Source organism: Rhizobium sp. BK661 (genome assembly GCF_024808825.1).
In the GTDB taxonomy this organism is placed as follows: domain Bacteria; phylum Pseudomonadota; class Alphaproteobacteria; order Rhizobiales; family Rhizobiaceae; genus Rhizobium.
This window is the reverse complement of record NZ_JANTYT010000003.1, coordinates 1-22,674: the sequence shown is the minus strand read 5'-3', so window position 1 is coordinate 22,674 and position 22,674 is coordinate 1. Positions and strand designations below refer to the sequence as shown.

Below are 22,674 nucleotides of genomic sequence, written 5' to 3'. Positions count from 1 at the left end.
CGATCATTTATGCGGTAACGCATGCGCAGCAATCGCTCTAAAAATTGTGCAATGCATATAAAATGGGCATGCTTTAGCTGCGGACCTGGCTGGCGATGTAACTGTCGACGTCAGCGGGATCGAACAGGCCGCCATCGAAGAAACCGTCCGGCCCCAGTGTCAGTGCGCCGCTTGAGCCGACAGGGGTTTCGACCTGAAGCGCACCTTCCACCTTGGAGCTTGCGGCCGGCATGGCAATATTCAGTGCCTTGAGGGCACTTCGGTAAATATCGGGCCGGTAAGTGTCGTTGGCGATCTGCTGATGCTCCGGAGTATGCCGGATGTGCTCCCAGCGAACCATCTGCGTATAGAACCATAGGGCGTGGCTCTTCCAGGGAAAGGTCGCCGCCTTGGCATTGGGGACGAAAAAGTCCCTGATGCTCAGCGTTTCGCCTCCGCCGATTTTCAGAAGGCCGGTTAGTGCGGGCAGCAGACTTTCTGCGGGCCGATCCACGTAGGCGGGCCGCGCCAGGAGGTTGGCAAGTTCCTCGCGATTGCCGGTGTCAGCGCACCAGAGGGAGGCGCCGTAAAGAGCGCGCAAGAGAGCCGCCAGGGCTTCGGGGTGACCATCGGCCCAGCGGCTGTTGACGCCAAGCACCTTCTCCGGACTGGATTTCCAGATGCCCGCCTTCACTGTCGCCAAGTGCGCTCCGCTGTGGAGCACGCCGAGCGTATTCCAGGGCTCGCCGGCGCAATAACCGTCGATCAGACCCGATGTCATCGCATCAGCCATATCGGGCGGCGGCAGGATGCCGATCTCTACATCCTCCTCGGGGTCAATGCCGCTTGCTGCCAGCCAGTAACGCAGCTCGTAGTTATGGCCTGAATAGGGGTGGACGACGCCAAAGCGCAGTCGTTCGCCTTTCCTGTTGTCGATGACCCTGCGCAAGGCGAGACCGCTGGAAAGTGCATCAAGATCCGGCGAGGCGCCGCATTCGGCCATCTCGCTCCACAGGCCCGCGGAAACGGTCACGGCATTGCCGCCAAGTCCAAGCGCCATCGGCACGATCATACGCGGTGCCGGTGCGGTCAGTCCGAGATTGCAGGCGATCGGCATGGGGGCGAGAATATGGGCCACATCGAAATGGCTGACCGCAAGCCGGTCGCGAATCGTCGCCCAGGAGCGTTCACGCACGAGCGTCAGCGCGACGTCCTGTTCGGCGGCAAGGCCCTTTTCCTTGGCGACAACCAAAAGCGCGCTATCGAGAAGCGGCAGGAAGCCAGCGGTAATCTGATGCGTGCTTGTCATGCGTCGGTTCCCGGATCGAGGAGGATTGCGGCTGTGATCAGGCTCTGCGCGATCTCGACGATCTTCCTGTTCTGGTTCATGGCCGTGCGCCGCATGAGCGCATAGGCCTCATCTTCGCTCAGCCCGCGGGATCGCATCAGCAACCCCTTCGCGCGGTCGATCAGCTTGCGGTTTTCCAGTTCGCCGCGCGTTTCCTCCAGCTCACGGTTCAGGCGCGAGAAGGCGTTGAAACGGCTGATAGCCATCTTGAGGATCGGGCGGACACGCTCTTGCTTCAGGCCGTCGACGATGTAGGCGGAAACGCCAGCTTCAACAGCGGCCTCGATGGAAGCTTCGTCCGACTTGTCGACGAACATGGCAATGGGGCGCTTTACCGCGCGGGAAATCTGGAAGATGCTTTCCAGCATGTCGCGGTTCGGGTTCTCGAGGTCGATCACGATGACATCAGGGTTGATTTCCATGATGCGCCTTGCAAGGCCTTTCATGTCATCGATGAGCGTGACGTTGTCATAGCCCGCCTCGCGCAGACCGACTTCGATGATCGACGCCCGAATGCTGTTCTCATCGATGACGAGCACGTTGAGGTCGCTGGGTTTGGCAAGAGGGGTCATTATGCGTCTACCGCCGTGTACTCGTGAGACGCATGGAGCGGACCGTCTTTGATGTCAGTTTGACCGGAAGGGATCATGGCTTCGTCGCAAACGCCCTTGAGTTTTGAGGTCATGCATAGACTCTCGCGAGGCGCATTGCTTGCGCGATGTTCGCCTTAAAATCAAGCTATTTTGCGAATCGCCTAATTATTGAGCTTTTGGAGATCGGGCGAGCATCTCGTCCTTTGTATCTTACTTTGTCCGCGCAAGCCGTAGTTACATCGCCTTTCAAATCCAAGGAAAGAGAAAACAATCGCGACACATGCCGGATGTTCTCTGGGACCGTAACGCAAATGGAGAGACCAACCACCATGTTCACATTTTTGCTTGTCATGGCCGCCACGGCTGTCGCGCTTGCTGGTAGCGTGTTCGCCTCCCGATCGGTTGACGTCGCTCTTTCGGTCGTCCCCGCGAAATACCGTCCCAGCCAAAAACAAACTCTTCGGGACCAGCTTCGGTGAACGCAAGGACTGCCCCAGGTCACATGCTTCATTTGTCGCGTTTGGGCTGGGTTGCCAAGTTTTCCGGTTCAGATCCAAAACGGTTTTGGTTCAGCGGTCGCCGAAATATATAGCGGGTGGGAAGGATGCCCGTTGGACGTAAGCTTGAGTGCGCAGCACCGGGACGACCGGAGCATTTCGAAAACTCTGGAACCACGTCCGAGGTACGCGCCGTGTCTTCCCCACGCGCAGACGATTTGGCTGTAGTCCCTGCCGATCCTACGAAGATAACGATCGTTCGCCGGTCCAACAGGATCGGTGTGTTCGTAGATCAAACTTGGAGAGGTCGATCTTAGTGCAAACAGGTTGCCGACCACGAGACCGCCGAATCCCCACGACCTAGCGAAGGTGATGCATCGACGAAGGGTCGGGTCGTCGTCGCGTGCGTTCGCGGTGGATGGGTTGAGCATCAAGAACGCAACTGTTTTCTTCAGCGGGTCCCATTGGCGCTCGAGCCGGTATCGGTAGCAACCGCATCTTGAAAACACTGCTGACGAGATGATGAAATTGTCGCTCATTCGCCATTTTCCACTCGGCCGTCAGTGATGGACCGGCGCCGTTGACGCCTCGCTTTCGAGGATGACGATGCCGGAATAAAGAACCGGCGTGCCGTCGCGATCACGAAAGCATCTGCCAAATGCAGCCACCCGCACGTAATGATTGTTTGCTGCCGTGACACGGTAGACCGACTGCTGCGGTCGCTCGCCAACGATGGTTTCGGTGATGGCTTTCGCCAGCTTCGGTCGATCTTCGGGGTGGACACGGTCCAGATACGACTGAAGCGGCAAGCCGCGCATGGTTTCCTCGGCAGCCAGTCCGAACAGTTCCGCAAGCGCGGCGTCGGCGTACACGAGATCTTTGGTCACATCCCAAGTGAAGATCCCTGCATCCTCTGTTTCGGGGTCGGACAGGTCTACCGCGAAGATGCGCTCGGTGCCCGGTTTGTCGGCGTCCGGCTTCATGGATCCTCCAATTAGAAAGGTTTTATAGCGTAGTCGCTGTGCGGCAAGGGGAGATCAGTCCAGGGTCCGTCTCAGTAGGACCGCAGTAAGTCATCGCTCAATGTGAGGACTTCCATAGTTTATCTCCACCTGCTACTTAGGCAGTCGAAATGCGGCCACGTAAGAGGTTATATGACTGACGCGACAAACAGGATTGCAGCAACGAAGGCGCATGTCACCTTGCGTAGCGATCTGATGGGAACGTTGGCTTTTGTCTTTGTTGCCAGTCTTGCAATACTTGTCTGGGCGGGATGGGGAAAAACAAGCGACGTAGATGGGACGGTCCGGCCAATAGGTCCCAATCCGCAAATCAGCGCTCACCAGTAATAGTGCCTGTTTTAGAGGCTCGCTCAGGCGGTCGCTGGCGGTCAAACGCCGCTAGTGAACGTCGCGCTGTTCACGAGAGAAGCGCCATCGAGGCGAGCTTTCAGCGATGTCGGTCAACACCCGCCTTTTTGGAGACATGCGTTGAAAGCATGGCTGGGATCGATTCTTGGCGCTCCAATCCCCCACATAGCGCCACTATATGAAGGCCATCGAAGTAATCGAAGCGCCAACGACTGGCAGCTAACTTCGAAAGCCCAAGGAAAGGGGATTATCATGAATGTAGCACGTTCTTTCAACAATTGGCGCAAGTACCGTCAGACGGTCTCCGAGCTTGGCCGGATGAGCAACCGCGAACTGCACGACCTTGGCATCAATCGCGCCGACATCGAGATGGTAGCAAGGGCTGCCGCGCGCTAAGTAGCGCTATTGCAATGGTTTCGAAGCGCTCGTCTTTTCAGGCGGGCGCTTTTGTTTGTGCGGTCGCTCCCGAACCCGCGATGAGATGTGTGCCGGGTTAGGAGAGAACTTTCCTGCGGATTATACGCGTCCGATTGTGGGCGCTGGTCGAGAGGCGAAATCAGCGGCTCTGCTACTCCTCATTCCTATGCTTGGTGGGAATGAGGAGTAGGGTTCAGCAAGTAAAGGGCCGCGGAGAAGCCGCGGCGCTACAGTCCATCACTCCGCGGCCTGTCGAGCCATCGGGTTGTTCGGATGGGTCGTCCAGTTTGCATAATTTGGATCGACAATCTTGCCGGTGCGCTTGTCGAGATCTCCAACCGGAAGCTGCTCCATGGTGATGCAATTCTCAACAGGACAGACGTTGACGCAGAGATTGCAGCCGACGCATTCCTCTTCCATCACCTCGAACTTCCTGACGCCATTCACGAACTGGGTGATCGCTTGGTGCGAGGTGTCCTCGCAGGCGATGTGGCAGCGACCGCACTTGATGCAGGCATCTTGGTCGATCTTCGCCTTGGCGATGTAGTTGAGGTTGAGGTACTGCCAGTCCGAAACATTCGGGACCGCGCGGCCGGTGATGTCGTCGAGGTTGCGGTGGCCCTTGGCATCCATCCAGTCCGAGAGACCGGTGATCATCTCCTGGACGATCTTGAAGCCATAGGTCATCGCCGCCGTGCAGACCTGCACGTTACCGGCACCGAGCACCAGGAACTCGGCCGCATCGCGCCATGTCGTGACGCCGCCGATGCCTGATATCGGCAGGCCATAGGTTTCCGGATCGCGAGCGATCTCGGCCACCATGTTGAGGGCGATCGGCTTGACGGCCGGTCCGCAATAGCCACCGTGGCTGCCGCGCCCGTCGATCGACGGTTCCGGAGCAAAGGTGTCGAGATTGACCGAGGTGATCGAGTTGATCGTGTTGATCAGCGAGACGGCGTCGGTGCCGCCAGCCTTGGCGGCCCGCGCCGGCTTTCTGATATCGGTGATGTTGGGCGTCAGCTTGGTGATGACAGGCATGCGCGTGTATTGCTTGCACCAGCGCACGACCATTTCGATATATTCCGGCACCTGTCCGACCGCGGAGCCCATGCCGCGTTCCGACATGCCGTGAGGACAGCCGAAGTTGAGCTCGATGCCGTCGGCGCCAGTCTCCTCGACCAGGGGCAGGATCGCCTTCCAGGCATTCTCCTCGCAAGGAACCATGATCGAGGCGATCAGCGCCCGATCCGGCCAGTTCATCTTCACCTGCTTCATCTCGCGCAGGTTGGTGTAGAGGTCGCGGTCGGTAATGAGCTCGATGTTGTTCAAGCCGAGCAGGCGGCGGTCGGCGCCCCAGATCGCGCCGTAGCGCGGGCCGTTGACGTTGACGACGGGCGGACCTTCCTCACCGAGCGTCTTCCAGACGACGCCGCCCCATCCGGCCTTGAAGGCACGTTCGACGTTGTAGGCCTTGTCGGTCGGCGGTGCCGAGGCCAGCCAGAACGGGTTGGGCGACTTGATGCCGACGAAATTATTGCGGAGATCAGCCATTGTTCATTCTCCCATTCACGCGACGGCAACGGCCGGCTGCGCGCCGGCAGCAAGCATACGGTTGATGGATTCAGCGGCGTCGCGCCCTTGCGCGACCGCCGAAACGGTCAGGTCGTCACCGCCGACGACGCAGTCGCCGCCGGCCCAGACGCCGTCGAGCGAAGTCTTGCCATCCGCATCGATGGCGATGCGGCCGGATTCCATGCGCAGAGCACCGAGGCCTGACGCGTCGAAGGTCTGACCGATCGCCTTGAAGACCTGATCGGCGGCTATGACACCGGTTTCGCCAGTCGTCGACAGGCGGCCATCGACTAGCTTGGTATATTCCACCTCGATCGCGGCGACCTTGCCATCCTGTGCAAGAATCGACTTCGGCGCCAGCCAATGGCGGATTATGACGCCCTTGGACGTCGCAAGATCCTGCTCGAACTCCGAGGCGTTCATGTGCTCCTTGCCGCGACGATAACAGATCGTCACCTCTTCGGCGCCGAGGAGCTTCGCCTGCACGGCGGCGTCGATGGCGGTCATGCCTCCGCCAAGAACGACGACGCGGCGGCCGATGGCAACGTCGCCCTTGTCTGTGGCCTGGCGCAGGCCTGCGATGAAGTCGACGGCATCATCGACTCCGGCCAGGTTTTCGCCTTCGACACGAAGCGCATTGACGCCAGCAAGGCCGATCCCGAGGAAGACGGCATCATATTGCGACTGCAGATCGGCGAGCGAGAAATCGCGGCCGAGCAGTTGGTCGTGACGGACTTCGATGCCGCCGATCGCGAGAACGTAGTCGACTTCCTTCTGGGCGAAGTCATCGACCGCCTTGTAGGTGGCGATGCCGTATTCGTTGAGGCCGCCGGACTTGGCCTTGCCATCATAGATGACGACGTCATGGCCTTTTGCGGCGAGGCGGTGAGCGGCGGCAAGGCCAGCAGGACCGGCGCCGACCACGGCGACCTTCTTTCCTGATGAGGCGGCGCGGCTGTAGAACTGTCTATCCGCCTGCATGGCGGTGTCGGTGGCGTAGCGCTGCAAGCGACCGATTTCGACAGGACGCTCCTCTGCCGTGTTGCGCACGCAGGCCTGCTCACACAAGTCTTCGGTGGGACAGACGCGGGCGCACATGCCGCCCAGAATATTCTGGTCGAAGATCGTCTTTGCCGATCCGATCGGATTGCCGGTGGCGATCTGTCGGATGAAGAGCGGAATGTCGATGGAGGTGGGACAGGCCGTCATGCACGGCGCGTCGTAGCAGAAATAACAGCGGTCAGCTGCAACCAGCGCCTCGTGCTTGTCGAGGCGCGGATGAAGATCGGAGAAATTCGACTCGTACTCTGCAGGCGAAAGCCGGCCAGCACGAATCCCAGTTCCCAGTCGTTCCATTGAAGTTCCCTCATTATTGGTAAACGGCCAGTGAGGGAAAGCGTAACTCAGCTTCAAAAATTTATCAAACGGTAAAATTTTTGAAGATTTTTGAGCCTATATCGTTGTTTTTATATCGTTATTTTCTTTTGAGCCGAGGGCTATCAGAGCCTGTTATCGCCCCGCAAATAAAAAAGTAAAGAAATCGATATTTTTCTGAGAAGCGCCGGGAACCATTTGGATACCTGCTCGTTACTGCGATATCCAAACGATGACCGCATCGACCCAACATGCGCGCCCCCAACCCATCGTTTGGACGTACTCACGGTCCCCTCCCGGTGAGTGAAAGAACAGCCGGTGCGCCGCCCTCGCACTGGCTGTTCTTCGTTTAGCGCATGGCGGCCTTTTGAGGGGGGCGCCTAAGAATTTCGAATTCGGCGTCGGGGATTGTCAGGTTATATTCGATCCTACCAGGTACCAGCGTCAGTTCGGCCTTGCCGTTGACAGAGGAGGGTACGACGCGCTCCAGCACCGTTTTACCGAAGCTGTTCTCGCTGAATTCATGAATCTCGGCGGGATCGCACAGCGTCTCCGTCCATGAAATCTCGATGGTCCTTCGTCCGGCCGAGGCCACTTCGCGGCACGTTAGAGTGACGGCAGGCTTGCTGCCGGCGATTGCTCCGTAGGATGCCGAGTTGACGATCAATTCGTGGAGCGCCAGACCGACATGCACGGCGGCATTGGGAGTGAGGTGAACGTTTATCCCGGAGATCGGCAGTGGTCCCGCGGTCTCCGGCCAATACGGTGCGAACTGCTTCTCAGCCAGTTCGAAGAGGAAGGCACCACGCCAGCTGGAGTCGGTAATCAGGTCCTGAGAATTCGACAGCGATTGCAGCCGCCCCCGGAATTTCATCAGAAAGCTATCCAGTGATATGGTGTTGCGGGCTGTTTGGGTGGCAATGCCCTGGATAATTGCGAGAAGGTTCTTGGAGCGGTGGGAGAGTTCGCGAAGAAGGGACTTCAGCACTTTCTCGCGATGCCGCGTTTCCGTTACCTCTGAGATGACGGAAAGGATTCCGACCGGTTGATCGCCACCGGCGCGTTCGATCTTCAACTCGTAGGTGCGCATTTCACTGTCGATCGAAATGTCGACCTCGGTCGTAGCAGGTCTTCCGGTTTCGAATACCTGCTGCTTCAGTTTCGTCAGATTGGCTCCCTGCAGCTCGCCGAAAAGATCGGCGTCGGTTCCGCCTGGTATCGCCAGTGACTGGAAATGCGGAGGCAGGTTATCGGCATAGGTGATCGATAGGCGAGGATCCTGGTAGATCACGCAGATCCCCGCACTGGCGAGGGCTCGCTGCAGCAATACCGCTTTTTCTTCCAGCGCGAAGGGCATACCGGGCACTGGTTCATTCGTATTCACCTAGTCGCCTTTCCCGTGTTGATCTTCTCTCAGTCCCCCTGAGAAAGATGCCCTTCGATAGGGAAGCTCATCCTAGAGTAAAGCGCTGAAACAAAACCTTAAGGCGGAAGAGCGTCTCGGATTTACCCGAAACGCACCCCCGTTTCCTTTTGTTCCTCTAAGGCGCCATTTCCTCAGGCAGCGGCCTTGGTGGATTCGTTGAAGAAGAGCGCCTGACTGATCAAGGCCTTGACCATGTCAGGATTGAACGGCTTCGTGACCAGGAATGTCGGCTCCGGTCGTTCGCCGGTCAGCAATCGCTCCGGAAAGGCGGTGATGAAGATCACTGGCACGCTGGCGGTCTTGAGGATGTCGTTGACCGCATCGATGCCGGAACTGCCGTCGGCAAGCTGGATATCCGCAAGAACCATGCCCGGTCGGGTCCTATTGTAAAGCGCAACTGCTTCGGCGTGGGTACGCGCAATGCCGGTGACGCGGTGGCCGAGGCTTTCTACCATCTGTTCGATGTCCATCGCGATCAGCGGCTCGTCCTCGATGATCATGACATCGGTCGCAACCTGGCGAGAGATTTCGCGTGATGCGCTGTCGAGCAGGCCGACCACTTCATCTTCTTCCACGCCCAAGATCTCGGCGATCTCTCCGACGCGAAAGTTTTCAACAGAGGCCAGGATAAAGGCCTGACGGGCGCGCGGCGAAACCTTGCCGAGGTTCAGCGTTGCACGCTGCTCCCACGCGTAAGGTGACGCCGGTTCCGGAATCTGGACCGTGACGGAACCAAAGAGCGCGGTGAAAAGTTTGTACAATGCGACGCGGTCATCCGCAGTATCCGGGAAAATGGATATGTCTGTAATGATCGCCTCAAGCACAGCAGCGACGTAGGCGTCGCCTGAGGTCTGCGTTCCGGTAAGCGCGCGGGAATAACGACGCAGGTAAGGAAGGTGCGGCGCGATTCGAGTCGAAAGTGTCATTTAAAGCTCCCACTAGAGGCCCGAGCGGCCCTCAATGGCGATTAAAACGTCACGGACTGTAAAAATGTTCCTGAGAAGTAGGAACTTTTTTTCTCTGGCAGCATTATGGTGCCTACAACAGAGGGCTCATCGCATTTGTTCCATGGCACCTGACGGGGTGTTCGCCAATCAGTTGGCCCAAGCGGCTGAATTAGTTAAGACGAACTTAAGGCGGGCGGCAGGACGCGCGAATAACAGAAGTAAAGTGACGATTGATGACGACACGGAAGAATGAAAAAGATCGGCAGCGGCTGGAAATGCGCGCAAGCGATATACTGGACCCGAACAGCCAGATCGGGGTAAAGTTACGATCGCTCTATGCTGCCGTGCAGGAAGAGGCTATTCCGGACCGCTTTCTCGATCTGCTCGAGAAGTTGGATCAAGCCGAACTTGTCGCTTCGGCCAAAGCCGCGAAGTAGGTGGCTCCATGGAAAAGCAGCAACCGAGCTTCAAACGCGAACTTCTCGCGTCTCTTCCCAGCCTCCGAGCCTTCGCTATCTCGCTGATCGGCCGCCACGATCGGGCCGATGACCTTGTTCAGGACACCATCATGAAGGCCTGGGCAAAGCAGGATCATTTCGAGATGGGCACGAACATGAAAGCCTGGCTGTTTACGATTTTGCGCAACGAGCTTTACAGTCAGATGCGCAAGAGCGGACGCGAAATCCAGGATAGCGACGGCTTGTTCACCGAGTCGATGGCAATGCACCCGTCGCAGTATGGGGCGCTTGACCTTCAGGATTTCAAGAAGGCACTCGACCAGTTGCCGCCCGATCAGCGTGAAGCGATTATCCTAGTTGGGGCCTCGGGGTTCTCCTACGAGGAAGCCGCGGAGATCTGCGGATGTGCCGTCGGGACTATCAAGAGCCGCGTCAACCGCGCTCGTCAGCGCCTCCAGGAGTTGCTTCAGATTTCCGGCGAGGCCGATTTCGGACCGGATGCGACGTCGTCGCCGCTGACCTCCAAGGCTTTCGCTTTCTGAATTCTGCACATCTCAGCGATTAAAGGCCGGCTGCCTCGGGGCGCCGGCCTTTTTCGTGAAAGTTGATTGCAGCAATGCGAGCCGTCAGTCGTCTCGCTTGGAACCCATGAGATTGGCTGCCACGATTGCTGCGAGCACTCCGGCGGTCAATAAGGGTTGCGCGCGGACGAGACCAATGCCGACTGCGGCGAGTGATTCCAGTGCCTGCTTGCGTTCCTGTGCACGACGGGCTTCCTGCGCGTTGATCACCATCATGATGACGAGGACCACGATCGCGATCAGCAGTGCTGCGGCGGCCAGGAAGAGGGCTGCGCCGATAGGCCCGTAGATCCCCGATAGCCATATCGCACCAGCAACGACCGCGAGTGTGTAGGCGGTCAACAAAAGCACGGCGGCAATCGCCACGAAAATACCGTTGCGCTTTGTACGCGCAACGGTCCGATGAACACTCGTGCCTACCAGCAGGCTGAGAATGGGGAAGAGCATCGAGCCTCCTTAACGGCGGGCAAGGAGGGCGAGGACAAGCCCAAAGGCTGCCGCGGCGCCGACGGTGGCGAGGGGATGCTTGCGCACCGTGTTGCGCATTTCATGCGCGCCGCGAAGATAGCCTTCCTGCAATTCGTGGATCAGGTCTTCGCTGCGGGCGACAAGATCGTCGTAACCTGCCGCCGCCTGATAGCGAAGGCGATCGCTCGACTTCCGCGACTGCTTTCCGGCAATCTTCGTTAGCGCTGCGATCTCCTCGCGAAGAGACTCGATCTGCTCTTCGATGGTGGATTCGATGTTGTGAAGCGTGCCGCCGTTACGCCGGCTGCGAATGGGGTGGAGGAGCGAAGAGGCCACGATTTTCTCCATCGGTAAGGCGCGCGCTCTGCTGCGGCCTGGTTTAACACAGGGCCGTCGCCGACGTTTGCATGAAGATTGTCGCCCGGCAATGACCCAAATCGTCAATTGCTTAACGCGGTCGTCCGGCAAAAAGTTCCGCTACGCTGGATTGTATCAGGCCTGGATCGCACTATGCGCAAGTACGAAAGGCGTGCCGTCCTTCGGGACCTGATTAATCCGCAGCGCACAGCCAAAGACGGATTCCATCGTCTCGTCCGTCAAGACATCGCGGACGCTGCCGCTGGCAGCCACTTGCCCCGATTTCATCAGGATGATCCGGTCGGCAAAGAGCGCGGTCAGGTTGAGGTCATGCATGACGGCGATGACGCCGCCGCCAGCCTCGCAGAACTTGCGCGCCAGCGTCATGATGGTCAGCTGGTGGCTGATGTCGAGGCTGGATACCGGCTCGTCAAGCAGAAGCCAACAGGGCTTGTCGTCGACGACAGGCTCGGCGATCTGGCAGAGGACGCGGGCGAGTTGAACACGCTGCTGCTCCCCACCCGAAAGCTCCTGATAGAAACGGCCTTCGAAGCCGTCGAGATCGACGGAGGCCAGCGCATTCGCAGCAGTCTGCTCGGCCTTCTCGGGTTTTCGGTTGACGCCGGTGGTCAAGCCCATCCGCACCACTTCGCGCACGGTGAATGGAAAGGAGATCGAGCTTGCCTGCGGCAGCACGCCCCGCATTGTCGCCAGCTGCCACGGCTGTAACCGGTTGACTTCCTGCCCATTGAAAGCAATGGAGCCGGAGTAGGGAAGTTCACCCGAGACCGCCTTCATCGTCGTCGTCTTGCCCGAACCGTTCGGGCCGGCAATCGCGGTCAACTGTCCCGCCTCCGCCGTAAAACCGACCTGACTGACAATGGTCTTGCCGGAAAGGCGCACGGAAACGCCGGATACTTCAATCATTGCTCAATACTCAAAGGGCAAGGCGTGCGCGATGCCGCAACAGAATCCAAAGGAAGAACGGGCCACCGACAGCCGCGGTAATGATGCCGATCGGCAGTTCGGCCGGCGCGACGATGGTCCTTGCAAGCACATCTGCGAAAATCAGCAGTGAGCCGCCGAGAAGCGCCGAGGCCGGCAACAGGAAGCGGTGATCGGGGCCGATCGACATGCGCAATACATGCGGAACGACGATGCCGACGAAACCGATACCGCCGCTGACCGCGACGGAAGCTCCAGTTGCTGCGGCGACGCAGACGATGGCGATGTTTTTCAACCGTTGAACGGGGACACCCATGTGAAACGCTGTGGCTTCGCCAAGCGTTATCGCATTCAGGCCACGCGCCATGAACGGTATCGCGGCGAAGGAGAGAAGGATGATGGGGCCGGCGGCGGCAATCTTTGCCCATGTCGCTCCAGCAAGTGAGCCCATGCCCCAGAAGGTGAGGTCGCGCAGTTGCTGATCGTTGGCCATGTAGATCAGCAGGCCGGTGAGCGCACCGGCAAGCGAGCCGAGCGCGATGCCGGCAAGCAGCATCGTGGCGACCGAGGTCTGGCCGTTCCCGGTTGCGATCCGGTATAGCAACCACGTGCTGGCAAGGCCGCCGCCGAAGGCTGCGATCGGCAAAGCGTAGATGCCGAGCAGCGTGTAGAGCGGTGCTGCAAAGGTGTTGGCGAGCACAATGATAACGACTGCTCCGAGACTTGCCCCGGAGGAGACGCCGACCAGCCCGGGGTCCGCAAGCGGATTGCGGAACAGGCCCTGCATGATGGCGCCAGAGACGGCCAGCGAGCCACCGACGAGGAAGCCAAGGATGGCGCGGGGCATGCGGATATCAAAGATGATGATCCTGTCACGCGCGTTCAGGGCTTCGTCGGAGCCGGCGATGTTGGCAATGACATCGACAAACGAGGCGTTTGAGGCGCCTGTCGTTACTGAAAACAACAGAGACAGGACGGAGCCAGCCGCAAGCAGAAGGATCGCCAACAGGGCAAGGCGACTGCGATCGCCCGCCCTGTGGAGTTCCCGGAGACCTGCCAGCGAAAACATGGCGCGCTTCTGTCCCATGGCGTCCAAGAGAGCCATCATCAGCTCCCGTAGATCGCCGCGTTCAATTCGCGGACGGCGCTCGCGGTGCGGGGGCCGAAACCGAGGAGATACAGACCATCCATACGAATGATCGCCTTTTTCTGCGCGGCAGGCGTCAGGGCCAATGCTGGCTGCTTGAGAAGGTCTTCATTGGTGGTGCCGGATCCGTCGCCGCGGTTCATCATCAGAATGACATCAGGTTTGGCTTCGACGATCGCTTCATCGGTGAGGGGCTTATAGCCGGGAAAGTTGCCCACGGCGTTGACCGAACCCGACAACTTGATGATGCCATCAGCAGCCGTGCCGGTGCCGGAGGCCATGATCTTGCCGCCCTGCATGCTCAGAATGAAGAGGATGCGCTTGCGCTCGCTTTCGGGCCGCTTGGCGGCGTCGGCGATTGCCGCGTCCAGATCCGCGCCGACCTTGTCCTCCAGCGCCTTTGCCTTGTCGGGCTGAGCGAGGAGATCGCCGACCCGGTCGATCTTGGCGAGGATGCCTTCGCGGGTATAGGCATTGGGTACAGTCTCGAAGGGGACGCTCGCGCCCTTGAGTACGTTGAGCGCTTCCGGAGGACCGGATCCCTCGATGGCGATGATCGCCGTCGGGTTCATCGCAAGGATGCCTTCCGGCGACAGCGCGCGCATATAGCCGACATCGGGCAGCTTCGTTGCCGCTTCGGGATACATGCTGGTCGTGTCGCGCGCGATCAGGCGGTTCTGCTCACCAAGCGCGTAGATGATCTCGGTGACGTCACCGCCGACGGAGACGAGGCGGCTCGTATCCAGTTTGTCGGCGGCCATCACATCGGGCGCGGCAGCGAACGACGAGATGATCGCCGCCACCGAAAATGCCATTGCCCGAAGCCGCTTGCTTTGCGGTTCCTTACGCATCGTCATCTCCCGCTCAAGCCGCGACGCTGGTTCCTGCGCGCGGCAGGTTTTCCATGATGGTGCGCCAATCGTCGCGCTCGTCGGTGCCTTCCTTACGCTTGCCGAAGAACTGGATGATCATTTCGCCCTCGGCATTGTAGGCCTCGAGCGAGGTCACATGGCCGTCCTTCGTCGGCTTGCGCACGGCCCAGGTCTCGGTGATGTGATCCTGCCTGAGGTGCAAGTGGAAGGTGGGGTCGAAGATGTTGATCCACGGACCCATCGGCTGCACGTTGAAGATCGGGCCGGAATGGATCTGGACGATGCCGTTGTTGGCGACAAAGCACATGACCGGTAGGCCAGCCTTGACCGAGGCGTGCATCATCTCCGCCGTCGCGGTGTTGTCGAGCTGCCATGCATAATCGTCGCCGACGGTGCGAACGGCGACCTGGCGGCCGATCTTCAGCTTGCGCAGCATGCCGAAGAATTCGTGCGTGTCGGTGAGCTTGCTCCAGTGCTCCCGCAGTTCATCGCGCGAGACTTCGCCGCTCTCGTCCATCGACGTGGGCGCCGGATCAGCTACAAATTCCTGCGACTGGTCGTCGAGCTTCAGATCGCGGACGATGGCGTGATAGGCCTCGACGTCAGAGCTCGGGCGAAGATGGATCTTGTGAACGGCGTTGCCGGCCTTGTCGAAGTACTGCAGGCTCAGGCGTTCCTGGTCGCCGTCCTTCTTGGAGACTGCGAAAGCATGCGCCCAGCGGTTCGGGAAAATGCGGAGGTCGATGTTTTCCCCAAGCACGATCGAAGCGTGCGGTCCGGCGGTGATGTTTTCGTAAACGCCGATCTTTTCGTGAACAGCGCTTTCGTTGCGGGAAAGGGCCATGACTTCGCCGAGTTCAGCGACCCGCTCCAGAAGTTTCAAGGCGCTGCCGTCGATACGGGTCGCGCTGACGCCGACCTCGGCTGCAACTAACGCGGCTTCCGGAATCTGAAGCTGAGCGGCGATGTCACGCTCGCGCATCTTCGGATTCTCTGCACGGAATGCGCGAATGTCGGCGGGAGCCGGTTTCGTGGTTTCAGTCATGTCCTAGCCCTACTTATTGAGAATGAGTTTGCCCTGACGGGTGATTTTCATGCGGTAGACCACGCCATCGTGGCGGATCATGATTTCGGTCGCTCCGCGAAAAATGTCCGCACTTTCCAGAACGCGCATTTCTGCCGTTGGTTCGCGCTGCAGCGACGCATGACTAAAGGTGTCTGGCTTCTCAACCATCATTTCCGGTCGGTTATTTCTGCTTGATCCGCGGCGCGCAACGCCGGGAAAATCCATTATTATCTTGACTCTCATAGTCATCATTTTTTAATGACGCAATAGCGGACTTTATAAGTCAAGTTTTAGGTTCTACTGATGGAAGGAATGGCAGTGAGCAAGGTTGCAGCGCTTTTGACGAGCGGTCTGATCATGGTTGCGGGTGCTTCTCATGCTCTTGCTCAGGATGCCGCCGCAGCATCGCCGTCCAAGGGGATCGAGGTCGAGTTGAATGGCCTTGCGCCCTCGCAGAAGGGCTGCATGATGACCTTCGTCGCGCTCAACAATCTCGCTGCGCCGATCAGCAAAATCTCCTTCGAGCTTGCTTTCTTCAACGACAAGAATGCGGTGGACCGGGTCACCGTACTGGATTTCCGTGATCTTCCACAGGGCAAGAAGCGAGTGCGTCAGTTCGATATGCCGAACGTCAAGTGCGAGAGCGTCACGCGTCTGCTAATCAACGACGCGCCGATCTGCGATGGGCCGGCCTCGGGTGAATGCATGAAGGGGCTCGTCACGCGTTCACAGGTTTCCGTTCCCTTCGAGGGTTGAGTGGCTCGCCGGCATGACAGCCGGCGATTTTCTGTTTCAACTGGCCGAGGCAGGCGCAAATGGCAGTTTCAGCAAAATCCGAATCGAGAGTCATTCTCGTCGAGGAGCCGGTCGCCGATAGCGGAATGAACGACAACAATCCCGGAATGCATCCCGGGCATGAATTGTCTGATCTTCGCAATGCACCGCGCCAGCCAGCTGCGGAAGTCTCCATTCATTATGCCCGCTTGGCATTGATCGAATCCTTCCCGCAAGACCCGCAGAGCGCCAGCAGCAGCGTCGCAGCGGCGCCGGCGCTGGACGCAAGTGCCGCAAGGGAAAGGAACGAAAAACCACGTCAGCGCAATGTGGTGATGGCTTGCCTCAGTTCCTTTGCGTGCCATGTGGCCATCATCGCGATCCTGGTGGTCGGATTTGTGGTCACACCGCACGATCCGGTCGAAGAAGCCGGCGAGGTGGTGAGCGTCATTATTCTTGGCGATTCCGAGGCGGACCAGGCGGCGGCGGGCGAGAAGGCTGAGGAGCCGCAACCCGAGCAGATCGTGGCCGAGACCGTACAGACGCAGACGGTCCGGCCGATGGCGGCGACGCCGGCGGAGTCAGCGACAACGGAGCCGGTGACCATTGCGCCGACGCAAGAGGTTACTCGTGTCTCGCCGGAGAGCGTCGTTGCCGCTGAGCCTGAAGTGTTGACCTCGCTGTCGCCATCCGAGACAACCGTTGTGCAGCCGATGGCGACCGAAGTAGCGGCCGCGGTTCCTGCGGAAACGCCTTCGGTTACTGAAGGAGCGCCGGAACAAGTCAAGCCAGTTCAACCGGTCGAAACGGCAACTGTCACTCCCGAGCCGGATAAGCCAACGCCGGAGCCCAAGCCGAAAGCGGAAAAGCCCGTCAAAAAGCCCATCGAGAAGAAGGAGCCGCCGAAGAAGGCTAAACCATCCGCTGGATCGGGCGGTGAAAACAAGCAGGACTCCAAGAGAGGGGCCGCCGACGGGACCGAGACGGCAACGTCGAACCAGAATTCGCGCGGCGCTGGCAGCAGTGGCGGTGCCGGGAGCGCGGCCGTTGCCAATTATCCCGGCAAAGTGCAGTCGCGGATCAAGCGCTCGGTCAGGGTGCCGTCGGAATACAAGCGCATGAGCGCATCGATGAGTGTCCGCGTTCGCCTGACAATCGGCGTCAGCGGCGATCTGAGCGGTCTTTCGATCGCGCGTAGCTCAGGGATTCCTGAGCTGGATCAGGCTGTTGTCGAGGGTATCCGGCGCGCTGCGCCATTTCCTCCGCTCCCTGCAGAGTGGGGCAAACCGGTCTGGTCGTTCACTCAGGACGTCCAGGTGACAGGCCGTTGACAAAATATGACTATCATAATCAACTTTATACTTTACTCTAAAAATCAAGTTTAATAAGGTCCCCCGGCACACGCAGGAATCGTGTGACGATCAACGAGCGAACGGGTGGGCAATGGCTCGAAAGACGAAGAAGGGTTCCAACCGCGAGATCCGCGTCAGCGCTGATATCCAGACGGTTCAGGAAACGTCCGGGCGGTCCAAACTTGATGGACGCAGCTTCCTGTATGTCGGCGGACGGGACTGCCAGGTGGCGCATCTTCGTCAGATCGCAAGCAGCTTTGGAGCAGAACTGATCCACCACGATGGCGGTCTGCGCGAAGCGGTCTCGCGCATCGACACCGTGCTTCCGTCCGTCGACTGCGTCTTTTGCCCGATCGACTGTATCAGCCACGATGCCTGCCTGCGCGTGAAGACCGGCTGCAAGAAGTTCGGCAAGGCCTTCATTCCGCTTCGGAACGGCAGCAAGTCCAGCCTGGAACGTGCGCTGCAGACCATGAACGAACGAGACAATTCCCGATGAATGAAGAACGCCCTGACGGGGTCATGATGATCGGCCTGCACAAGCTCGCCGCTCAAAGAGGCGACGGCCTTGTGCCGGAGCTCTACGATCTGCTCTTGCGGAACGCCGAGCGACGCCGAGAGTATCCCAACGTGTCCGAATTTCCGCTGTGGGAGGCAAGAATGCCCGGGCAGGAGCCGGAGAAGCCACTTGGTCTGGAGGCCGCGAACGGCAATAATGTCGTGGCCTTCGCGCCTGTGCGGACCGGCACAAAAGGGAAGGGATAGGGATTCTCCATGTATATTGCGATGAACCGATTCAAGGTTGCGATCGGATCTGAGGCGGATTTCGAGGAAGTTTGGCGCAACCGCGATTCCAGCCTTTCCGAGGTTCCCGGCTTTGTCGAATTTCGCCTGCTGCGCGGAAGGACGAATGCCGAGGAAGACTACACCCTGTTTTCCTCGCATACACTCTGGCGGAGCGAAGAAGACTTCGTGAACTGGACGAAGTCTGAGAACTTCCGCGCTGCGCATCGCAGCGCCGGCGAGCGCAAGGCGATGTACAAGGGACCGCCGGTTTTCGAAGGCTTCAATGTGGTGGCTGGCATCTAACCGCCGAACTGGATCCGGATCGCGCGGAGGTTTTGCCCGTTGCCGTCGCTTGGTCTCGATGAAACGCTGGCCTTCTATCGCGAGGTGCTTGGCTTTGACCGGATCATTTACCAGTCTCCGGATTATCTCATGTCTCGCCGGAACGAGATGGAGCTGCATTTTCGGGCTCGTCGGCGAGCGAGCGCCGTGCGAGGCGACGGCCGTCTATTGGTGCGGCGGTAGGAAAGCCGCGTTCCATGCCGAGCTCAAGAAAGAAGAGCGGCGCGCCTGACGGGCACTGGAGCGACTCCCGTGGGGCATGGAAGACTTCTATGTCCACGACCCGCACGGCAGCCTGATGCGGCTTGGGCGCATACTGGTCAGCTGATCGATCAGCTTCGGCGGAAAAGGGCGCCCGCCGCGATCGCTAGCCAGCCGAACATCATGGCAAATCCGCCTGTCGGCGCGGCCATTGGGAACAATCCGGAACCTGCATAGCGCAACGCGACGAGATCGCCCGCAAAGAGAAGTGTACCCGCGCCTATCAGTATGCCGGCGAGCCACGCGGTGCGGAGTCTTTCAGCCCCGATGGCAAGCGCGAGCAGGGCAGGGGCGTGCGCCAGGCACATCGTCGAAGCCGACGCAACCAGATGCGCTTCGCCGCCACCGTGCGCCGCGGCAGCCGCCAGTGCCACGCCGGCAAAGCCGAACAGACCGGCGAATAGGTAGAATAGCGGTGCGATGCGCGTGTTCAGCGTCATGGTTGTTCTATTCCTTGTTCTGCATGTGATAGGCAAGTCGCTCGATCGGCGGCAGGACGATTTCGCGCAGCTTCGGGTTGGCGACGGTTTCCTCAAGCGCGCGGCGGAAGCAGAGAAGCCATTCATCGCGCTCCACAGGGCCGATCTCCGCAACAAAGTGCCGGCTTCGGAGGCGCGGATGCCCACGCTTTTCGGTGTAGAGTGGCGGTCCGCCGAGATACCCCGTCAGGTATTCGTAGAACTTCTCCTCGCTGCCTGCCAGCGCCGGCGGGTGGACCGCGCGAACGTGCTTTGCTTCCGGCAACGCATCCATCAGCTCGTAGAAGCGGTGCGTCAGCGCACGGATGACGGCGTCGCCGCCGATTGCCTCGTAAAGCGTGATGACTTTTTCCGTCACGGTTCCGCTCCTCAAAATCCTTTAATGCCCTGGCAACAAGGGAACTGCAACCGCCAGAAATAGTCCATAGTCCGCGGCAATTCGTCGTCGCACTACAGGCTACTTGACAAAACCGTCTGGACGGTATCTTTTATGATCATGTCACTCGCTCATCACCGACGTAAGCAACCTCTCGTCGTACGCCAGCAGTTGCTGGACGTAGCCGCGCGACTGACGATGGAGCAGGGCATGGCCGCCCTGACGCTGGATGCCGTTTCCGGTGCTTCGGGTGTGAGCAAAGGTGGGTTGCTCCATCACTTCCCGACGAAGAACGCCTTGCTTGACGCGCTTTTCGAGAGCCTCCTCGATCGTTTTGATGTCGATATCAATGAGCGCATGCGCGAGGACCCGGCGCCGCATGGCCGTTTCAGCCGGGCCTATCTGCATGCCGTCGCCGATCTGAGGGGGCGCCCCGACGAGGCTGCCCACTGGGCGCAAGTGACCGTCGCGCTGCTTGCCGAGCCGCGACTTCGGCAGCGCTGGCGCGAGTGGATACAAGAGCGGACCGAAGAATACGTGGGTACGGATTCGTCCGTCGACGCGCAGATCATTCGGTTCGCGGCCGACGGCCTCTGGCTTGCCGACATGCTCGGTAGTTATGACGACGGCGGCGATCGCCAGGCGCTGATTGCCCGCCTTGTCGAATTGACCAACAAGTAAAATAGGATCGCGCCATGGCTCCCGCTGCAGTCTACGCCCTGCTATTTGCTGCGATTGTGCTCGAGGTTATCGGCACAACGGCACTGCAGTTGTCGCAGCAGTTTACCCGGGCCACGCCGACGATTGTCCTGGTTGTCTGCTACGCGGCGGCATTCTATTGCCTGTCGATGACGTTGAGGATCATTCCCGTCGGTATCGCCTACGCGATCTGGAGCGCGCTCGGCATCGTGCTGATATCCGCGGTCGGCCTCATCTATTTCAAGCAACGGCTCGATCTGCCGGCCATCATTGGCCTGGGGTTGATCATTGCCGGCGTGCTGGTGGTCAACCTTTTCTCGAAATCGATATCCCATTGATTTTATCCGTATCCGGACTTATCTGGCTAACGATCTTGATCCGCTACGGCGCGGCAAATGTCGTCGCGACATTTTGACCACCGCTGCGCGGGCTTGTGAAAAATGGAGCCATCTCCATATCTTTTTGAACTTTTCACGGCTTATCCTACGCATTGGACAACCCATGGCCGACGGCACCGCTCACGCAGGTCTTTCCGAAACTCAAGCTTCTCCCGCGAAGGGCCAATCCTTCAGCACCGTCGGCATCGAGCCGATGGGCCGGCCGAGCGCTATCACCCGCTTCTTCATGGGTATCGTCGCCTGGGCGGAAAAGCTTAACTTCAAATATGCAAAGCTCGGTAATCCGCCGGTCTATGACAACGCGACCTTCCCTTGGGCCGCCGAGGTTGAAAAGGCCTGGCCGCAGATCCGCGCCGAGCTTGACCGCGTGCTCCTACGACAGAGTGAGCTGCCGACATTCCAGGACATCTCGACGGACGTGAAGTCGATCTCCAGCGATAACGGCTGGAAGACATTTTTCCTGGCCGGGTTCGGCTTGAAGTCGGAGCAGAACATCAAGGCCTGTCCGCAAACCTGGCAGTCGGTGCAGAAGATACCGGGACTGAAAACCGCCATGTTCTCGATCTTCGAGCCCGGCAAACATCTACCGGCTCACCGCGGCCCTTACAATGGTGTACTTCGCTTGCATCTCGGCATGATCGTGCCGGAACCTGCAGACAAGCTCGCTATCCGGGTCAAGGACCAGATCTGCCACTGGCAGGAAGGTAAGGTTCTGATCTTCGACGACGCCTACGAACACGAAGCCTGGAACCACACGGACAAGACTCGCGTGGTGCTGTTTGTCGATTTCGTGAAGCCGTTGAAATTCCCGGCACGCCTCGTCAACTGGGCGCTGATGAACGTCGCCGTGTTCACGCCCTTCATTCGAGAAGGGCTGGATAACCACAAGGAATGGGAAAAGAAGTTCTACGCGGAAGCGGAAGCCTTCAGGAACAGGCCGCAGAACTAGCGATCATTTCCGGAACTGAGAAAGAGGCCCCGCACACGCGGGGCCAGTTGATTCAGGATCAGTCGAGAACCTGAACAACGCGGTGCGTCTGAGGTTCAACGATCATGTGGCGGTCATTGATAACGGTGTAGGCGTACTTCGGGTTGTCTGGAACGGGTGTGACAATAACGTCCGCCGGAATGGGCTTGCCCACGACGATTGGCTGCTGGATCACGACGGGTGCGGTCGGCGCGGGTTGTGACTGAACGTAGGTGACGACTTCGTGCGGTGGCGGATCGATCACGGCGCCGGCAACGGCGCCCGCCACACCACCGACTGCAGCCCCAACGGGACCGCCGACAATTGCACCGGTAACCGCGCCACCGGCTGCGCCGGTTACGGCGCCATCAGCCAGAGCGGTCGTGGCCAGGGATGACAGCGCGATCGCGCTGCTGACAAGTAGAGCCTTGTACATTTGCTTCTCCTTAGCTCGAGTTTGCGGAACACAGAACGAGCATGGAGGGCCGTTGTTCCCGAAAACACGGCACTTGCAAGAGAGACGCTTGAAGCCAAGGCGTCAGATAAAGTGACGGGAGATGCCTTGAACCTGAGCCGATGAAAAGGGGTCTCGAGGTCGTTCGGGGGACTGCTCAGTTGTTATTGGCCGCCATCACTTTGCGTTTCGCTTTGGTGGCCAGGTACATGACATAATCTTCCGCAGCGTTTGCGAGATGGAGCAATTTCCTCTTCCCGCCATCCCGCCGCTAGATCGTGCCCACTGCAGTGGTGTAACTGGACGGCTCTGGTCCCATGCTCTCCGGCGTGAGCCGGACTGATCAACGTGCCACTGCCGGCAAGCTGA

29 protein-coding genes are annotated in these 22,674 nt (G+C 59.3%); 11 read left to right on the top strand and 18 right to left on the bottom strand.

All coding sequences use genetic code 11. The annotated features are described in order from the left end of the window. Nucleotides 1-73 precede the first annotated feature (73 nt). The 4 genes from FHX16_RS08935 to FHX16_RS08920 all read right to left on the bottom strand — a co-directional run bounded on the left by FHX16_RS08935 (nucleotide 74) and on the right by FHX16_RS08920 (nucleotide 3,400). Entirely contained in the window at nucleotides 74-1,288 is a 1,215-nt protein-coding gene (locus FHX16_RS08935; protein ID WP_183755627.1) for a CmpA/NrtA family ABC transporter substrate-binding protein, read from the bottom strand. Continuing rightward, complete coding sequence (locus tag FHX16_RS08930) at nucleotides 1,285-1,899, bottom strand: ANTAR domain-containing response regulator (RefSeq protein WP_259127040.1); 615 nt, start codon at nucleotides 1,897-1,899, stop codon at nucleotides 1,285-1,287. Before FHX16_RS08930 ends, FHX16_RS08935 begins: the two co-directional genes overlap by 4 nt. Before the next feature lie 568 nt (nucleotides 1,900-2,467). Further along, nucleotides 2,468-2,956: a DUF1643 domain-containing protein gene (locus tag FHX16_RS08925; protein ID WP_259127039.1), complete on the bottom strand. Its 489-nt coding sequence runs from the start codon at nucleotides 2,954-2,956 to the stop codon at nucleotides 2,468-2,470. Nucleotides 2,957-2,977: 21 nt separating this feature from the next. Then, nucleotides 2,978-3,400: a PAS domain-containing protein gene (locus FHX16_RS08920; protein ID WP_259127038.1), complete on the bottom strand. Its 423-nt coding sequence runs from the start codon at nucleotides 3,398-3,400 to the stop codon at nucleotides 2,978-2,980. Nucleotides 3,401-4,039: 639 nt separating this feature from the next. Here FHX16_RS08920 and FHX16_RS08915 point away from each other — a divergent pair. Next, a complete protein-coding gene (locus tag FHX16_RS08915; RefSeq protein WP_183861478.1) occupies nucleotides 4,040-4,183 on the top strand; it encodes a DUF1127 domain-containing protein in 144 nt (47 codons plus the stop codon). A gap of 258 nt (nucleotides 4,184-4,441) precedes the next feature. On the opposite strand, the gene preA is transcribed toward FHX16_RS08915, so the two are convergent. From preA to FHX16_RS08895, 4 genes are all read right to left on the bottom strand, one after another. Next, nucleotides 4,442-5,755: an NAD-dependent dihydropyrimidine dehydrogenase subunit PreA gene (gene preA / locus FHX16_RS08910; protein ID WP_183861476.1), complete on the bottom strand. Its 1,314-nt coding sequence runs from the start codon at nucleotides 5,753-5,755 to the stop codon at nucleotides 4,442-4,444. 15 nt (nucleotides 5,756-5,770) lie between these two features. After that, nucleotides 5,771-7,132, bottom strand: coding sequence for an NAD(P)-dependent oxidoreductase (locus FHX16_RS08905; RefSeq protein ID WP_259127036.1), 1,362 nt, complete (start codon nucleotides 7,130-7,132; stop codon nucleotides 5,771-5,773). Nucleotides 7,133-7,499: 367 nt separating this feature from the next. Then, complete coding sequence (locus FHX16_RS08900; RefSeq protein WP_405049272.1) at nucleotides 7,500-8,507, bottom strand: sensor histidine kinase; 1,008 nt, start codon at nucleotides 8,505-8,507, stop codon at nucleotides 7,500-7,502. A gap of 200 nt (nucleotides 8,508-8,707) precedes the next feature. Continuing rightward, nucleotides 8,708-9,502 carry a response regulator gene (locus FHX16_RS08895; RefSeq protein WP_259127033.1) on the bottom strand — a complete coding sequence of 265 codons (795 nt, stop codon included), beginning with the start codon at nucleotides 9,500-9,502 and terminating at the stop codon, nucleotides 8,708-8,710. A gap of 296 nt (nucleotides 9,503-9,798) precedes the next feature. Here FHX16_RS08895 and FHX16_RS08890 point away from each other — a divergent pair, with 296 nt between their 5' ends. Continuing rightward, nucleotides 9,799-9,960 carry a NepR family anti-sigma factor gene (locus FHX16_RS08890; protein WP_246719852.1) on the top strand — a complete coding sequence of 54 codons (162 nt, stop codon included), beginning with the start codon at nucleotides 9,799-9,801 and terminating at the stop codon, nucleotides 9,958-9,960. An 8-nt stretch (nucleotides 9,961-9,968) separates the two neighbouring features. Then, entirely contained in the window at nucleotides 9,969-10,523 is a 555-nt protein-coding gene (locus FHX16_RS08885; protein ID WP_016554882.1) for an RNA polymerase sigma factor, read from the top strand. Nucleotides 10,524-10,607: 84 nt separating this feature from the next. Here the strand turns inward: FHX16_RS08885 and FHX16_RS08880 are convergent, their stop codons facing one another. The 7 genes from FHX16_RS08880 to hemP form a co-directional block, all read right to left on the bottom strand. Further along, on the bottom strand, nucleotides 10,608-11,009 hold the full coding sequence (locus tag FHX16_RS08880; protein ID WP_016554881.1) for a hypothetical protein: 402 nt from the start codon (nucleotides 11,007-11,009) through the stop codon (nucleotides 10,608-10,610). 9 nt (nucleotides 11,010-11,018) lie between these two features. After that, nucleotides 11,019-11,378 (bottom strand): YqjD family protein, encoded by a 360-nt coding sequence (locus FHX16_RS08875; RefSeq protein WP_183755634.1) that lies wholly within the window; start codon nucleotides 11,376-11,378, stop codon nucleotides 11,019-11,021. Nucleotides 11,379-11,522: 144 nt separating this feature from the next. Next, complete coding sequence (locus FHX16_RS08870) at nucleotides 11,523-12,314, bottom strand: heme ABC transporter ATP-binding protein (protein WP_183861472.1); 792 nt, start codon at nucleotides 12,312-12,314, stop codon at nucleotides 11,523-11,525. 10 nt (nucleotides 12,315-12,324) lie between these two features. Continuing rightward, nucleotides 12,325-13,437, bottom strand: coding sequence for an iron ABC transporter permease (locus FHX16_RS08865; RefSeq protein ID WP_183861997.1), 1,113 nt, complete (start codon nucleotides 13,435-13,437; stop codon nucleotides 12,325-12,327). A gap of 2 nt (nucleotides 13,438-13,439) precedes the next feature. Next, a complete protein-coding gene (locus tag FHX16_RS08860; RefSeq protein WP_259127028.1) occupies nucleotides 13,440-14,336 on the bottom strand; it encodes a hemin ABC transporter substrate-binding protein in 897 nt (298 codons plus the stop codon). Nucleotides 14,337-14,343: 7 nt separating this feature from the next. Further along, nucleotides 14,344-15,396 (bottom strand): hemin-degrading factor, encoded by a 1,053-nt coding sequence (locus FHX16_RS08855; protein ID WP_183861468.1) that lies wholly within the window; start codon nucleotides 15,394-15,396, stop codon nucleotides 14,344-14,346. A 9-nt stretch (nucleotides 15,397-15,405) separates the two neighbouring features. Further along, complete coding sequence (gene hemP / locus FHX16_RS08850) at nucleotides 15,406-15,588, bottom strand: hemin uptake protein HemP (RefSeq protein WP_114713878.1); 183 nt, start codon at nucleotides 15,586-15,588, stop codon at nucleotides 15,406-15,408. A 186-nt stretch (nucleotides 15,589-15,774) separates the two neighbouring features. Here hemP and FHX16_RS08845 point away from each other — a divergent pair, with 186 nt between their 5' ends. The 5 genes from FHX16_RS08845 (at nucleotide 15,775) to FHX16_RS08825 (ending at nucleotide 18,632) form a co-directional block, all read left to right on the top strand. Next, nucleotides 15,775-16,173: a hypothetical protein gene (locus tag FHX16_RS08845; RefSeq protein ID WP_246712596.1), complete on the top strand. Its 399-nt coding sequence runs from the start codon at nucleotides 15,775-15,777 to the stop codon at nucleotides 16,171-16,173. 59 nt (nucleotides 16,174-16,232) lie between these two features. Continuing rightward, nucleotides 16,233-17,522: a cell envelope integrity protein TolA gene (locus tag FHX16_RS08840; RefSeq protein ID WP_259127026.1), complete on the top strand. Its 1,290-nt coding sequence runs from the start codon at nucleotides 16,233-16,235 to the stop codon at nucleotides 17,520-17,522. Nucleotides 17,523-17,634: 112 nt separating this feature from the next. Beyond that, nucleotides 17,635-18,042, top strand: a complete 408-nt coding sequence (locus FHX16_RS08835; RefSeq protein ID WP_183861456.1) for a DUF2325 domain-containing protein — start codon at nucleotides 17,635-17,637, stop codon at nucleotides 18,040-18,042. Beyond that, the gene (locus FHX16_RS08830; protein WP_183755641.1) at nucleotides 18,039-18,308 is read left to right on the top strand and encodes a hypothetical protein; all 270 of its coding nucleotides are present in this window, start codon (nucleotides 18,039-18,041) and stop codon (nucleotides 18,306-18,308) included. Before FHX16_RS08835 ends, FHX16_RS08830 begins: the two co-directional genes overlap by 4 nt. A 9-nt stretch (nucleotides 18,309-18,317) precedes the next feature. After that, a complete protein-coding gene (locus FHX16_RS08825) occupies nucleotides 18,318-18,632 on the top strand; it encodes an antibiotic biosynthesis monooxygenase (RefSeq protein WP_183861454.1) in 315 nt (104 codons plus the stop codon). Between the two features lie 371 nt (nucleotides 18,633-19,003). Here the strand turns inward: FHX16_RS08825 and FHX16_RS08820 are convergent, their stop codons facing one another. Next, nucleotides 19,004-19,372, bottom strand: a complete 369-nt coding sequence (locus FHX16_RS08820) for a DUF423 domain-containing protein (RefSeq protein WP_183755643.1) — start codon at nucleotides 19,370-19,372, stop codon at nucleotides 19,004-19,006. Between the two features lie 7 nt (nucleotides 19,373-19,379). After that, nucleotides 19,380-19,769 carry a group II truncated hemoglobin gene (locus tag FHX16_RS08815; RefSeq protein ID WP_183861452.1) on the bottom strand — a complete coding sequence of 130 codons (390 nt, stop codon included), beginning with the start codon at nucleotides 19,767-19,769 and terminating at the stop codon, nucleotides 19,380-19,382. A gap of 138 nt (nucleotides 19,770-19,907) precedes the next feature. On the opposite strand from FHX16_RS08815, the gene FHX16_RS08810 reads away from it, so the two are divergent. From FHX16_RS08810 to FHX16_RS08800, 3 genes are all read left to right on the top strand, one after another. Then, nucleotides 19,908-20,468 carry a TetR/AcrR family transcriptional regulator gene (locus FHX16_RS08810; RefSeq protein ID WP_183861995.1) on the top strand — a complete coding sequence of 187 codons (561 nt, stop codon included), beginning with the start codon at nucleotides 19,908-19,910 and terminating at the stop codon, nucleotides 20,466-20,468. A gap of 14 nt (nucleotides 20,469-20,482) precedes the next feature. Then, a complete protein-coding gene (locus tag FHX16_RS08805; protein WP_183861450.1) occupies nucleotides 20,483-20,824 on the top strand; it encodes an SMR family transporter in 342 nt (113 codons plus the stop codon). Nucleotides 20,825-20,987: 163 nt separating this feature from the next. Then, nucleotides 20,988-21,833 (top strand): aspartyl/asparaginyl beta-hydroxylase domain-containing protein, encoded by an 846-nt coding sequence (locus tag FHX16_RS08800; RefSeq protein ID WP_183861448.1) that lies wholly within the window; start codon nucleotides 20,988-20,990, stop codon nucleotides 21,831-21,833. A gap of 58 nt (nucleotides 21,834-21,891) precedes the next feature. Here FHX16_RS08800 and FHX16_RS08795 read toward each other — a convergent pair whose 3' ends face one another. Then, nucleotides 21,892-22,287 (bottom strand): DUF1236 domain-containing protein, encoded by a 396-nt coding sequence (locus FHX16_RS08795; RefSeq protein ID WP_183861446.1) that lies wholly within the window; start codon nucleotides 22,285-22,287, stop codon nucleotides 21,892-21,894. Nucleotides 22,288-22,674 lie beyond the last annotated feature (387 nt).